This window comes from Pseudomonas sediminis, assembly GCF_039555755.1.
In the GTDB taxonomy this organism is placed as follows: Bacteria; Pseudomonadota; Gammaproteobacteria; order Pseudomonadales; family Pseudomonadaceae; genus Aquipseudomonas; species Aquipseudomonas mendocina_D.
Window position 1 is genome coordinate 390,924 of record NZ_CP154631.1, and the last position, 13,102, is coordinate 404,025.

At 63.8% G+C, this 13,102-nt stretch carries 11 protein-coding genes; 5 read left to right on the top strand and 6 right to left on the bottom strand.

The genetic code is table 11. The features are described 5' to 3' along the window. The first annotated feature begins 98 nt into the window (after window positions 1-98). Window positions 99-1,388: a M18 family aminopeptidase gene (locus AAEQ75_RS02000; RefSeq protein WP_343350740.1), complete on the top strand. Its 1,290-nt coding sequence runs from the start codon at window positions 99-101 to the stop codon at window positions 1,386-1,388. A gap of 8 nt (window positions 1,389-1,396) precedes the next feature. After that, window positions 1,397-1,984: a D-sedoheptulose 7-phosphate isomerase gene (gene lpcA, locus AAEQ75_RS02005; protein ID WP_037003644.1), complete on the top strand. Its 588-nt coding sequence runs from the start codon at window positions 1,397-1,399 to the stop codon at window positions 1,982-1,984. A gap of 274 nt (window positions 1,985-2,258) precedes the next feature. Here lpcA and AAEQ75_RS02010 read toward each other — a convergent pair whose 3' ends face one another. Further along, a complete protein-coding gene (locus tag AAEQ75_RS02010; RefSeq protein ID WP_143506048.1) occupies window positions 2,259-3,008 on the bottom strand; it encodes a helix-turn-helix domain-containing protein in 750 nt (249 codons plus the stop codon). Window positions 3,009-3,249: 241 nt separating this feature from the next. On the opposite strand from AAEQ75_RS02010, the gene AAEQ75_RS02015 reads away from it, so the two are divergent. From AAEQ75_RS02015 to AAEQ75_RS02025, 3 genes are all read left to right on the top strand, one after another. Beyond that, window positions 3,250-3,954: a hypothetical protein gene (locus AAEQ75_RS02015; RefSeq protein ID WP_343350741.1), complete on the top strand. Its 705-nt coding sequence runs from the start codon at window positions 3,250-3,252 to the stop codon at window positions 3,952-3,954. Window positions 3,955-4,015: 61 nt separating this feature from the next. Further along, a complete protein-coding gene (lon, locus tag AAEQ75_RS02020) occupies window positions 4,016-6,412 on the top strand; it encodes an endopeptidase La (RefSeq protein WP_343350742.1) in 2,397 nt (798 codons plus the stop codon). Window positions 6,413-6,571: 159 nt separating this feature from the next. Continuing rightward, window positions 6,572-6,964, top strand: coding sequence for a protease inhibitor I42 family protein (locus AAEQ75_RS02025; RefSeq protein WP_125834005.1), 393 nt, complete (start codon window positions 6,572-6,574; stop codon window positions 6,962-6,964). A 253-nt stretch (window positions 6,965-7,217) separates the two neighbouring features. On the opposite strand, the gene AAEQ75_RS02030 is transcribed toward AAEQ75_RS02025, so the two are convergent. From AAEQ75_RS02030 to garD, 5 genes are all read right to left on the bottom strand, one after another. Beyond that, on the bottom strand, window positions 7,218-7,979 hold the full coding sequence (locus AAEQ75_RS02030) for an ABC transporter permease (RefSeq protein WP_017678012.1): 762 nt from the start codon (window positions 7,977-7,979) through the stop codon (window positions 7,218-7,220). Beyond that, entirely contained in the window at window positions 7,976-8,905 is a 930-nt protein-coding gene (locus AAEQ75_RS02035) for an ABC transporter ATP-binding protein (RefSeq protein WP_256833781.1), read from the bottom strand. Before AAEQ75_RS02035 ends, AAEQ75_RS02030 begins: the two co-directional genes overlap by 4 nt. A 240-nt stretch (window positions 8,906-9,145) precedes the next feature. Further along, window positions 9,146-10,087 (bottom strand): 2-hydroxyacid dehydrogenase, encoded by a 942-nt coding sequence (locus AAEQ75_RS02040; RefSeq protein WP_343350743.1) that lies wholly within the window; start codon window positions 10,085-10,087, stop codon window positions 9,146-9,148. A 26-nt stretch (window positions 10,088-10,113) separates the two neighbouring features. Continuing rightward, on the bottom strand, window positions 10,114-11,532 hold the full coding sequence (locus AAEQ75_RS02045) for an FAD-binding oxidoreductase (protein ID WP_343350744.1): 1,419 nt from the start codon (window positions 11,530-11,532) through the stop codon (window positions 10,114-10,116). Between the two features lies 1 nt (window position 11,533). Next, complete coding sequence (garD, locus tag AAEQ75_RS02050; protein WP_343350745.1) at window positions 11,534-13,090, bottom strand: galactarate dehydratase; 1,557 nt, start codon at window positions 13,088-13,090, stop codon at window positions 11,534-11,536. Window positions 13,091-13,102: the final 12 nt, after the last annotated feature.

Here is a 13,102-nt window from a genome sequence, read left to right on the forward strand (position 1 = left end):
CCCGCGGATAGTCTGAAACTATCGCCCCAAACAAGTGCGCAGCCGGCACAGCGCGATGCAAATTGGTTACACTCGCGCCATCGTTGCCCGGAGTCCCTATGCGCGAAGAACTGATCCAAGGCTTGCTCGATTTTCTCAACGCCTCGCCGACGCCTTTCCATGCCACCACCAGCCTGGCCATGCGCCTAGAAGCCGCGGGTTACCGCCATCTAGACGAACGCGCGCCCTGGCAGACCGAAGCCGGCGGCCGCTATTACGTGACCCGCAACGACTCCTCGATCATCGCTTTCAAGCTGGGCAAGCGCCCGGCCGTCGATGGCGGCATTCGCCTGGTCGGTGCCCATACCGACAGCCCCTGCCTGCGCGTCAAGCCGAATCCGGAACTACAGCGCCAGGGCTTCTTCCAGCTCGGCGTGGAAGTCTACGGCGGCGCCCTGCTCGCCCCCTGGTTCGACCGCGACCTATCGCTGGCCGGCCGCGTGACCTACCGCCGCGACGGCAAGGTCGAAAGCCAACTGATCGACTTCTACCAGCCCATCGCCGTGATCCCCAGCCTGGCCATCCACCTCAACCGCGAGGCCAACCAGGGCTGGGCGATCAATCCGCAGAACGAGCTACCACCGATCCTGGCCCAACTGGCCAGCAGCGAAACCGCCGACTTCCGCGCCCTGCTCGCCGAACAGCTGGCCATGGAGCACGACTTCAACCCGGACGCAGTGCTGGACTATGAACTGAGCTTCTACGACACCCAGAGCGCCGCCATCGTCGGTCTCAACCAGGATTTCATCGCCAGCGCACGCCTGGACAATCTGCTGTCCTGCTACGCCGGCCTGCTGGCACTGATCGAATCCGATGACGAGGAAACCTGTGTACTGGTCTGCACCGACCACGAAGAAGTCGGCTCCTGCTCCGCCTGTGGCGCCGACGGCCCCTTCCTCGAACAGGTGCTGCGCCGCGTACTACCTGGCGGCGATGCTTTCGTTCGCACTATCCAGCGCTCGCTGCTGGTGTCGGCGGACAACGCTCACGGCGTACACCCCAACTACGCCGACAAGCACGACGGCAACCACGGGCCCAAGCTCAACGCCGGCCCGGTGATCAAGATCAACAGCAACCAGCGCTACGCCACCAACAGCGAGACCGCCGGTTTCTTCCGCCACCTGTGCCTGGAAAACGAAGTGCCGGTGCAGAGTTTCGTGGTGCGCAGCGACATGGGCTGCGGCTCCACCATCGGCCCGATCACCGCCAGCCAGCTTGGCGTGCGCACGGTCGACATCGGCCTGCCCACCTTCGCCATGCACTCGATCCGCGAACTGGCCGGCAGCCATGATCTGGATCACCTGGTGAAAGTGTTGACCGCCTTCTATTCCAGCAGCGACCTGCCTTGAGGCCCGAGATGATCGAACATATCCGCAACAGCCTGCAGGAAGCCCAGCGCGCGCTGGAGGCCTTCCTCGCCAACGAGCAGACCCTGGGCAACATCCAGAAGGCCGCTGAACTGCTGGTCGAAAGCTTCGAGAACAAGGGCAAGGCGTTTTCCTGTGGTAATGGCGGCTCGATGTGCGACGCCATGCACTTCGCCGAGGAACTGACCGGGCGCTACCGCAAGAACCGTCCCGGCATCGCCGCCGTGTCGATCAGCGACCCCAGCCATATCAGCTGCGTGGCCAACGACTTTGGTTACGACTTCATCTTCTCGCGCTACATCGAGTCCCACGGCCGCGCAGGTGACGTGTTGATCGCCATCAGCACCAGCGGCAAGAGCCCGAACGTGGTCAAGGCCGCCGAAGCGGCCAAGACGCTGGGCGTGAAGGTGATCGCCCTGACCGGCAAGCCCGGCTCGCTGCTGGAAAGCCTGGCCGACGTGTGCATCTGTGCCCCGGGCGGCGACTTCGCCGACCGCGTACAGGAACTGCACATCAAGACCCTGCACATCCTCATCGAGCTGATCGAGCGCAAGCTCAGCCCGCAGAACTACGCCTGAGAATGGGTAGAGTGGGCCGGGCGGCGATCCGCTTCAGCCCATCGTCGGCTTACATGAGGCGTGGGCTGACTGGTGGGCTGAAGCCCACCCTACTCGACTGGGCGATATTCGCGTTGCGCCAATGCTGGGTTACGCCACTGCTGATGTGGTGGTGTGATCAACAAGGTGACAGGCGCCCCTCTCCTGAACTGCCAGCCCTGTAGGAGCGAGCTCTGCTCGCGAACAGCAGCAGCAAAAGTTTCGCGAGCAGAGCTCGCTCCCACAAAAGCGCGAGTCAGGCGGCGCGCAGGCGCTTCGGGGTCAGCCCCATGTAACGGCGCATCGCCGTGGTCAGGGCGCTCTGGCTGGAAAAGCCACATTCCTCGGCGATGCGTACCAGCGGCAGATTGCTCTCACGCAGCATTCGCGCAGCGCGGTCGAGACGGGTCTTGAGCAGGTACTGATGCGGGGTCAGGCCGACACTGTCCTTGAACAGGGCATGAAAGTGGCTGGGGCTCAGGCACATCTCCTGAGCCAGTTCGGCAACACTGATCCGCCGGGCCAGATGTTCAGCTATGTAGTCGTTCAGGCGTTGCAGATCCAGTGTCCCTTGCGGCTGCCTGCGCTGCTCGCCGAACAGGCGCAGGTGCAAGGCCCGCAGCAGGACGCCACCAAGAGAACGTGCGAGGATCGGGTCGCTGCCATAGCGTTCCAGTTCGGCGCCGGCATAGGTCAGAAGGTGCTGAAAATCGACATCAAGGGCGGGATAGCGCGGTGTTTCGAACAGACGGTGGAGCAGCTCCAGGTCTTCACTGGGGGTGTCCTGCTCGTCCAGATCCAGAATCAGCATGCGGTTGTCGCCCATGCCGGCGAACTGGTGAGCGGCGTCGCCTGGCACCAGACAGGCGCGCATGCGACAGACCTCCCCACCGCGGCCGCCGACTTCAAATTCGGCGCGCCCGATCAAGGACATCACCAGCTGATGATGATCGTGGGCATGTTCATGGGCCTGTTCATCCAGGCGGATCACACGGGCTTGCAACATCGCAAAAGACTGGCGGCACGAAACAAGGGTTGCACTTTACTCCTTTCAGAGGGAAAACGCCGCAACCTCCCATCAGCGAGATGGTTGCACCTATAGCAACCTGAAAGAAAACGCACCACTGCATACCATCAGGCGCCATTAACGTGCACTTACCAAGCGTTTATCAGACCATATTCCACAGTTGCGGCAACTGGCAGGAGAGTTGCCTCGAACCTGTAATCGGTACAACAAGCGAGCCCCAATGAGTGACGCAACACTGATTCTCCTCCTGCTGGCCCCGTTGCTGGCACTGGCCGATGGCCTGTTGCGACGCGTGCGAACGCGTCGTGACCACGCAGGCAAACAGGCGGACGCCGATATCGTACGGCGATGCCTCGACCTGCTTCAGGCATTGCAGAAACACCGCGGCCTGGGCGCACAGCAGGACGCCGATGGTGTAGCCCAGCGCAACGCGCTGGCGCACCAGCTAGACGGGCTCTGGCTTGGCTGGTCCGACACCGACCTGCAATTGCCGCCACTGCAGCAGCACTGGCCACGGCTACGCCGCAACCCAGCCGACTTCGATGCGCATTGCCGGCTGATCGAGGCATTGCTGGGCGTGATCGAACAGTTCGAAGATCGCCTCTACCGTCACCATCACCACCCTGGCGTTCGTGGTCTTGGCGAGTCCTGCCGCTCGCTTGAAGACCTCGCCAGGCTGCGCGGTCTGACCGTACGCGCGGCCAACTACCAACGCTGCCCGCCCGGTTTGCAGATGCAACTGCGCTTTCTCTGCAACCGGCTGTTCGACCAGGAACAGGATCCGCACCTGCTCGCCCTGCTCGAACGCCTGCAGAGCGACCTGATCGAGGCACCGCGAATTCGCCTCACCCCAGGCGAATGCTTTGCCTTGCTCACTCCGCTGATCGAACAGCGCCTGCTGGGCATTCGCCTGACTCTTGAGTGAACCGTTGAAATAACCCTGCGGTCGCCCCATGTCGCTCCCAACGTACACGTAAAGGTGCTCCATGAACGATCAGGACAACACCCCGGAAACCGTCGAAGTTCACGTCCAGGCCGATAGCACCGGCCTGGTATTGCCCGCGCAGCAGTTGCCGGACAAGCTCTACATCATCCCCATCCACAACCGCCCGTTCTTCCCGGCGCAGGTGTTGCCGGTGATCGTCAACGAGCAACCCTGGGGCCGAACCCTCACCCGTGTTGGCAACACCGAGCACAAGTGCATGGCGGTGTTCTTCGTCGACACCCCACCGGACGAGCACGGCGAGTTCGATCTCGACAGCCTGCCCGAACACGGCACCCTGGTGCGTGTGCACCATGTCAGCGAGGAAGGTGGCAAGCTGCAGTTCGTTGCCCAGGGTCTGACCCGTGTGCGCATCCGTGGCTGGCTCAGCCGCCGCGGCCCGTACCTGGCCGAAGTCGAATATCCGCAGGCGCCCAACGACCCGCGCGACGAGGTCAAGGCCTATGGCATGGCGCTGATCAACGCGATCAAGGAGCTGCTGCCGCTCAACCCGCTGTACAGCGAAGAGCTGAAGAACTACCTGAACCGCTTCAGCCCCAATGATCCGTCGCCGCTCACCGACTTCGCCGCCGCGTTGACCACCGCCCCGGGCCGCGAGCTGCAGGAAGTGCTCGATACCGTGCCCATGCTCAAGCGCATGGAGAAGGTGCTGCCGCTGCTGCGCAAAGAAGTCGAGGTCGGCCGCTTGCAGAAAGAGCTGTCGGCTGAAGTGAACAAGCAGATCGGCGAGCGCCAGCGCGAGTTTTTCCTCAAGGAACAGCTCAAGCTGATCCAGCAGGAACTGGGCATCAGCAAGGACGACAAGAGTGCCGACCGCGAGGAATTCCTCGCCCGCCTCGAAGGCAAGACCCTGCCGGCGCAGGCGCAGAAACGCATCGACGAGGAGCTGAACAAGCTGTCGATCCTCGAAGCCGGCTCGCCTGAGTACGCCGTCACGCGCAATTATCTGGACTGGTCCACCGCTCTGCCCTGGGGCATTCATGGCCAGGACAAGCTCGACCTGGGCCACGCGCGCAAGGTGCTGGACAAGCACCATGCGGGCATGGACGACATCAAGGAGCGTATTACCGAGTTCCTCGCCGTCGGCGCCTTCAAGGGCGAGATCGCCGGCTCCATCGTGCTACTGGTCGGCCCGCCCGGCGTGGGCAAGACCAGCATCGGCAAATCCATCGCCGAATCGCTCGGCCGGCCGTTCTACCGTTTCTCGGTAGGCGGTATGCGGGACGAGGCGGAGATCAAGGGCCACCGCCGCACCTACATCGGCGCCATGCCCGGCAAGCTGGTACAGGCACTGAAGGAAGCCGAGGTGATGAACCCGGTGATCATGCTCGACGAGATCGACAAGATGGGTACCAGCTACCAGGGCGACCCGGCCTCGGCGCTGCTGGAGACCCTCGATCCGGAGCAGAACGTCGAGTTCCTCGACCACTACCTGGACCTGCGCCTGGACCTGTCCAAGGTGCTGTTCGTCTGCACCGCCAACACCCTAGACTCCATTCCCGGCCCGCTGCTCGACCGCATGGAAGTGATCCGCCTGTCCGGCTATATCACCGAGGAAAAGCTGGCCATCGCCAAGCGCCACCTGTGGCCCAAGCAACTGGACAAGGCCGGCGTGCCGAAGGCGCGACTGTCCATCAGCGATGCAGCGCTGCGTGCAGTCATCGAAGGCTATGCCCGCGAAGCCGGCGTGCGTCAGCTGGAGAAACAGCTGGGCAAGCTGGTGCGTAAATCAGTGGTGAAGCTACTGGACGATCCCGAAGCGAAGATTCGCATTGGCGCCAAGGATCTCGAGCAAGCCCTCGGCATGCCGGTATTCCGCAATGAGCGCGTACTGGCCGGCACCGGGGTGATCACCGGCCTGGCCTGGACCAGCATGGGCGGCGCCACATTGCCGATCGAAGCGACGCGCATCCATACGCTCAATCGCGGTTTCAAGCTCACCGGCCAGCTCGGCGAAGTGATGAAGGAGTCGGCGGAGATCGCCTACAGCTACGTCAGCTCGCATCTGAAGCAGTTCGGCGGCGATCCGACCTTCTTCGACCAGGCCTTCGTCCACCTGCATGTACCGGAAGGGGCCACGCCCAAGGATGGCCCCAGTGCCGGCATCACCATGGCCAGCGCCCTGCTGTCGCTCGCGCGCAACCAGGCGCCGAAGAAAGGCGTAGCCATGACCGGCGAGTTGACCCTCACTGGCCAGGTGCTGCCCATCGGTGGCGTGCGCGAGAAAGTGATCGCGGCGCGGCGGCAGAAGATCCATGAACTGATCCTGCCGGAGGCCAATCGCGGCAGCTACGAGGAACTCCCGGACTATCTCAAGGAAGGCATTACCGTGCACTTCGCCAAGCGCTACAGCGACGTGGCCAAGGTGTTGTTCGACTAGACAGACAGATGTGGGAGCGGGCGTTGCTCGCGAAGCTTTTCAGCCTCGCCAATATTCGCGAGCAGAGCTCGCTCCCACAGCAAGCCGCGCATCTCCAAGGTCGCCACCGACAGGTCTATGCCGCTATGCTGGGCCAGGTTTCGTCGACTGGAGTTCGTCATGCACGCCACCTTGCGCCTGCTTACCCTGCCCGCCCTGGCCCTGCTTACGGCCTGCGCCCATCAATCCGGCACGCTGGAACTGAAGAAGGATCGGCAGTGCCCGCTGACGCTGAACAAGGGTCAGCAGCTGATTCTCAGCCTGCCCAGCAACCCCACCACCGGGTTTCGCTGGGACGTGCGTGATGCTGCGCCGGGCGTGCTGCAGAGCCTCGGCCCCGAGGTCTACAGCAACCCGGAAGACGCTGGGCTGGTGGGTGCTGGCGGCATCTCCACCTGGCGCTTCACCGCACGTGAGCCAGGCGAAGGTCGCCTGCTGCTGACCTACCAGCAACCCTGGGAGCCGAACGTGCCGCCAGCGGAAACCTTCGAGTGTGAAGTGCGGGTTAAGTGAGCAAGCCGAACACGGTAGAGCTTCTGTGGGAAGGGCTTTAGCCGCGACGACTTGACATCAATCGCCGCTAAAGCGCCTCCCACGGTTCCGTGCCACCATCTATTCATTGGCGGGTTGCACCCGCTCTACAGGCTGCAAACGAACAAGGGGCGCATGATGCGCCCCCTCATTTCTATCGTTTCGCGGCTGAAGCCGCTCCTACAATCAGAGGCGTACGCGACCTATGTAGGAGCGGCTTCAGCCGCGAATGGCCTCAGCTCTTGAGCCGGTAGCCGGTCTTGAAAATCCAGCCCACCAGCAGAATGCATAGCGCCAAAAAGCCCAGCACCATCGCCAGGCTGACGCCGACGTTGACATCGGACACGCCGTAGAAGCTCCAACGGAAAGCGCTGATCAGGTACACAACCGGGTTGAACAGGGTCACCGTCTGCCAGGCAGGCGGCAGCATGCTGATCGAATAGAAGGCGCCGCCGAGAAAGGTCAGTGGCGTGACGATCAGCGCCGGGACGATCTGCAGTTTCTCCCAGCCATCGGCCCAGACGCCGATGATGAAACCGAACAGGCTGAAGGTCAGAGCCGTCAGTACCAGGAACGCCGCCATCCAGATTGGATGCTGAATCTCGAAATCGACGAACAGCCTCGCGGTGAGCAGGATGATCAGACCGAGGATCACCGACTTGGTCGCCGCCGCGCCGACATACCCGATGAGAATTTCCAGATAGGACACCGGTGCCGACAGCAGCTCGTAGATACTTCCGGAATACTTGGGCATGTAGATGCCGAACGAGGCGTTGGAAATGCTCTCGGTCAGCAGCGCTAGCATGATCAGGCCGGGAATGATGAAAGCGCCGTAGCTCACGCCCTGTACCTGGGTCATGCTCGAACCGATGGCCGAGCCGAATACCACGAAGTACAGCGAGGTACTGATCACTGGCGTGGCGATGCTCTGCAGCAGGGTGCGCCAGGTGCGCGCCAGCTCGAACAGGTAGATGGCCTTGATGGCATACAGGTTCATGCGCGCGACTCCTCCAGCAGTGACACGAAAATCTCCTCCAGCGAACTCTGGCTCGACTGCAGATCCTTGAAGTCGATGCCGTGCTGAGCCAGGTCGCGCAGCAGTTCGGCGATGCCGGTGTTCTCGTGCTGGGCATCGAAGGTGAACACCAGGGCATGGCCCTGATCGGCCAGTTCCAGGCCATAGCGCGACAGCTCGGCCGGCACGCAGGACAGCGGCTGCTGCAGGTGCAGGGTCAGCTGCTTCTTGCCCAGCTTGTGCATCAGCACCTGCTTGTCTTCCACCAGGATGATGCGGCCCTTGCTAATCACCCCGATGCGGTCGGCCATTTCCTCGGCCTCCTCGATGTAGTGGGTGGTCAGGATGATGGTCACGCCGCGCTCACGCAGGCGCCGCACCATGTTCCACATGTCGCGGCGCAGCTCCACGTCGACGCCAGCGGTGGGCTCGTCAAGGAAGAGAATCTGCGGCTCGTGCGAGAGCGCCTTGGCGATCATCACCCGGCGCTTCATGCCGCCGGACAGTTCCATGATCTTGGCGTTGCGTTTGTCCCACAGCGACAGATCCTTGAGCAGTTGCTCCAGGTAGGCCGGGTCGGGTTTCTTGCCGAACAGGCCACGGCTGAACTTGACCGTCGCCCAGACGGTTTCGAACACGTCGCTGACCAGTTCCTGCGGCACCAGGCCGATCTGCGAGCGGGCCGCGCGGTAGTCACGGACGATGTCCTTGCCGCCGACCAGCACCTTGCCCTCGCCCGGATTGACGATGCCGCAGATGATGCTGATCAGGGTGGTCTTGCCCGCGCCGTTGGGGCCGAGCAAGGCGAAGATCTCGCCCTGGCGAATGTCCAGGTCGATGCCTTGCAGCGCCGGATGGCCGGACGCATAGATCTTGTTCAGTTGCTGGATGGAAATGACCGACTGCACGGTGGATGGCCCCTTGCCTGCGGAAAACGCAACAGTTTACAAGGCATGAGGCACCGACATCAGCGCGCGGAAGAAAAAACGGCGCACTTGTGGTGCGCCGGGGGTACTGCAAGGAGGTAAGGAACGATTGCACCGCTCGTGACGGTGCAACGATAGGCCAGGCAGCGATTGCCAACCCGGCGTATTCAGAACCGTAGGGCGGGTGAACCCCGCCGCCTCGGTTGGCGGGTTGCAACCGCCCTACAATGGAGTCAGCAACTCGCCGGTAGCGATGAAGGCGCGCAGGTTGTCCAGTACCAGATCGGCCATCTGCTGGCGGGTTTCGAGGCTGCCGCTGCCGACGTGCGGCAACAGCACCACGTTGTCCAGCTCGCGCAGCGCCGCCGGCACCTGGGGTTCGCGCTCGAAAACGTCCAGCCCGGCGCCGCCAATCACTTTGCCCTGCAACGCCGTGATCAGCGCGGCCTCATCGACCACCGAGCCACGCGCGACGTTGACCAGAAAGCCATCCGGGCCGAGTGCTTCGAGCACCTCGGCGTTGATCAGGTGATGGGTGGCCTTGCCGCCCGGGCAGGTCAGCACCAGGAAGTCCGCCCAGCGCGCCAGCGCCAGCAGATCCGGCTCGTGCTGGTAAGGGCTGCCCTCGACCGCACGGCGATTGTGGTAACGCACCGGCATGGAGAAACCGGAGGCGCGCAAGGCCACTGCCTCGCCGATGCGGCCAAGGCCGACGATCCCCAGGCGCTTGCCGCTGACCCGACGCGCCAGCGGGAAGCCCGAGGTGCTGCTCCAGGCGCCGCTGCGCACGAAGCGATCAGCCTCGGACAGGCGCCGCGCGCTATCGATCATCAGGCCCATGGCCAGGTCGGCGACGCAGTCGTTGAGCACGTCCGGCGTGGTGCTGAGCACGATGCCGCGATCACGCAGCAGATCCAGCGGATAGGGATCGTAGCCCACACCGAAGCTGCAGATGGCGCGCAGATTGGGCAGCAGCGCGAGCTGGTCAGCCGTGCAGCCGAAGCGTGCCGAGGACACCATGTAGATGAACTGCTCGCCCTGTTCACGCAGGAATGCCAGCGGCTCGGCCTGTTGCCACAGCGCGCTGACCTCGTACTCGTCGGCCAGCTCGCGGTTGAAACGCTCGCTCAGCGGGCCGATCTGCAGCACCTTGGGTTTGCTCATGGTTCCTCCTGTTTGGATCTTGCGATTTACAGCAATTTGCCCGGATTCATCAGCCCGGTCGGATCCAGCGCCTGCTTGACCCGAGCCATCAACTCCAGCTCCAGCGGCGCCTTGTAGTGCTGCGCAGCCAGGCGCTTGGACTGTCCCAGGCCATGTTCAGCGCTGATGCTGCCGGCATAGCGCAGGGTCTGGTCGTAGATCACGCGCATGATCGCCTCGGCCTGCGCCTTGAACGCGACATCCTCGGCGCCGATTGGCTTGCTGATGTTGTAATGCAGGTTGCCGTCGCCGACGTGCCCGTAGGCCACGATGCGCACACCGGGGAAGGCCTGCTGCAGTGCGGCATCGGTAAGTTCGATGAAGTCGGGAATACGGCTGACCGGCACGCTGATGTCGTGCTTGAGGCTCGGCCCTTCGTGGTTCTGCGCCTCCGAGATGCCTTCACGCAACGCCCACAAGGCGCGCACCTGCGCGTCGCTGGCGGCGACCACGGCATCCAGCGCCACGCCCTGTTCGAAGGCAGCACCGAGGCCCTCTTCCAGCAACTCGTTCAAGGGCGCGTTGGGCTGGGTGTCACTCAGCTCGATCAGCACGTACCAGGGATGCGTGTCGGCGAAGGGATCGCTGACACCGGCGACATGGCGCAGGACGAACTCGACGCTTTGCCGCGACATCAGTTCGAAGCCGGTCAGGCGGTCGCCACACAGCCCGCGCATCTGCCCGATCAGCTCGACCGCTGCCTGCGGACTGGGCAGCGCCACCCAGGCGGTGGTCAGGCTGCGCACGGCGGGGAACAACTTGAGCACGGCGGCGGTAATGATGCCCAGGGTGCCCTCGCTGCCGATGAACAGGTGCTTGAGGTCGTAGCCGGTATTGTCCTTGCGCAACCCGCGCAGGCCGTCCCAGATACGCCCATCGGGCAACACCACTTCCAGCCCCAGGGTCAGGTCGCGCATGTTGCCGTAACGCAGCACCGCGGTGCCGCCGGCATTGGTCGCCAGGTTGCCACCAACCGTGCAACTGCCCTCGGCGCCCAGCGACAGCGGGAACAGCCGGCCGACTTCGACGGCAGCCTCCTGCAACTGCTGCAGGATCACCCCCGCTTCGACGGTGATGGTTTCATTACCCACGTCCACTGCACGGATACGCTTCATGCGCGTCAGCGACAGCACGACCTGCGCGCCAGAGTCATCCGGGATCGAGCCGCCGCACAGGCCGGTATTGCCGCCTTGAGGCACCAGGGCGACGCCGGCCTGCGCGCACAGCCGTACCACGGCAGCAACCTCCTCGGTCGACGCCGGGCGCAGCACGGCAGCTGCCTGGCCACGGTAGGCGCCGCGCCAGTCGCTCAGGTAGCTCTGCATGCGCTCGGCGTCAGTGATCAGGCCAGCCTCGCCGACCGCCTCGCGCAATGCCTGGAGCAGATCATCGGACAGGCCACTCATCTCAGGTCACCGGCGCCGGGTTGAACAGCACTAGGTCGTTGTGCAGCCGCAGATGCTCGGCGCAGGTCTGCTTGCGACCGCTGGCCACGTCCAGATAGAGCTGGAAGATGTGCCAGCCCATTTCCTCCAGCGTCATGCGCCCGGAGACGATCTGCCCGGCGTCGACATCGATCAGATCCGGCCAGCGCTCGGCCAGTTGGGTGCGTGTGGCCACCTTGATCACCGGCACCATGGACAGGCCATAGGGCGTGCCGCGCCCCGTGGTGAAGATGTGCAGGTTCATGCCCGCCGCCAGTTGCAGGGTGCCGCAGATGAAGTCGCTGGCCGGCGTGGCGCAGAACCACAGGCCCTTGCCACGAATACGCTCGCCCGGCGCGACAACGCCGGCGATGGTGCCGTTGCCGGACTTGGCGATGGAACCCATGGCCTTCTCGACGATGTTGTTCAGCCCGCCCTTCTTGTTGCCCGGCGTGGTGTTGGCACTGCGGTCAGCCATGCCGCGCGCCAGGTAGCGGTCGTACCAGTCCATCTCGCGGATCAGCGCATCGGCCACTTCGACACTGGCGGCACGCGGGGTCAGCAGGTGGATGCCGTCACGCACTTCGGTGTTCTCACTGAACATCACGGTGGCACCGGCGCGCACCAGCAGGTCGGCGGCCACGCCGAGCGCCGGGTTGGCGGTGATACCGGAGAAGGCATCGCTGCCGCCGCACTGCATACCGACCACCAGTTCGGAAGCCGGTACGGTCTCGCGACGACGCTGGTCGAGCACCTTCAGGCGATCCTCGATCATGCCCATGATCTGCTCGACCATGCCGGTGAAGCCGGTGCCGGAATCCTGCAGGCGGAACAGCCAGTCTTCCTCGTCCATGCCGTTAGTGAGCTGGTCGCCATCCATCAACTGGTTGGCCTGCAGCTTCTCGCAGCCGAGGCTGATCACCAGCGCCTGGCCACCGAGGTTGGGGTTGCGGCTGATGTTGTACAGGGTGCGGATCGGCACCACGGCGTCCGGCGCGTTGATCGCCACGCCGCAGCCGTAGCTGTGCGACAGCGCCACCACGTCGTCGACGTTGGGGTACTTGGGCAAAACTTCCTTGCGCACGCGCTCGACCACGTGATCGAGCACGCCGACCACGCACTGCACGGTGGTGGTAACGCCGAGGATGTTACGGGTGCCGACGCTGCCGTCCGGGTTGCGGAAACCTTCGAAGGTGTAGCCCTCCAGCGGCTCGCCGGGTGCGGTCTTGATGGTCGCCTTGGGCAGGTTGTCCAGCACCGGCGGCTCGGGCATGCGCAGCACCTGCTCGGTGACCCAGCTGCCGGCTGCGATGGATTTGAGCGCATAGCCGATGACCTCGCCATAACGCACCACCTCGCCGCCTTCGGCGATATCCACCAGCGCCACCTTGTGGCTCTGCGGAATGCCTTCGATAGCCGTCAGGCCATCGTCGAACTGGCCGCCCGCGGCAACGCCCTGGTCATTGACCACCACGCCGACGTTGTCGCTCGGGTGCAGGCGGATGTAACGGGGCGAATCCTGATGGGGAATCAACTGCATGACGCTTGCTCC

Bases quoted from the DNA above. Each gene is read 5' to 3' on its own strand.
- AAEQ75_RS02000 (WP_343350740.1), top strand. From the start codon at position 99: ATGCGCGAAGAACTGATCCAAGGCTTGCTCGATTTTCTCAACGCCTCG.
- lpcA (WP_037003644.1), top strand. From the start codon at position 1,397: ATGATCGAACATATCCGCAACAGCCTGCAGGAAGCCCAGCGCGCGCTG.
- AAEQ75_RS02010 (WP_143506048.1), bottom strand. From the start codon at position 3,008: ATGTTGCAAGCCCGTGTGATCCGCCTGGATGAACAGGCCCATGAACAT.
- AAEQ75_RS02015 (WP_343350741.1), top strand. From the start codon at position 3,250: ATGAGTGACGCAACACTGATTCTCCTCCTGCTGGCCCCGTTGCTGGCA.
- lon (WP_343350742.1), top strand. From the start codon at position 4,016: ATGAACGATCAGGACAACACCCCGGAAACCGTCGAAGTTCACGTCCAG.
- AAEQ75_RS02025 (WP_125834005.1), top strand. From the start codon at position 6,572: ATGCACGCCACCTTGCGCCTGCTTACCCTGCCCGCCCTGGCCCTGCTT.
- AAEQ75_RS02030 (WP_017678012.1), bottom strand. From the start codon at position 7,979: ATGAACCTGTATGCCATCAAGGCCATCTACCTGTTCGAGCTGGCGCGC.
- AAEQ75_RS02040 (WP_343350743.1), bottom strand. From the start codon at position 10,087: ATGAGCAAACCCAAGGTGCTGCAGATCGGCCCGCTGAGCGAGCGTTTC.
- AAEQ75_RS02045 (WP_343350744.1), bottom strand. From the start codon at position 11,532: ATGAGTGGCCTGTCCGATGATCTGCTCCAGGCATTGCGCGAGGCGGTC.
- garD (WP_343350745.1), bottom strand. From the start codon at position 13,090: ATGCAGTTGATTCCCCATCAGGATTCGCCCCGTTACATCCGCCTGCAC.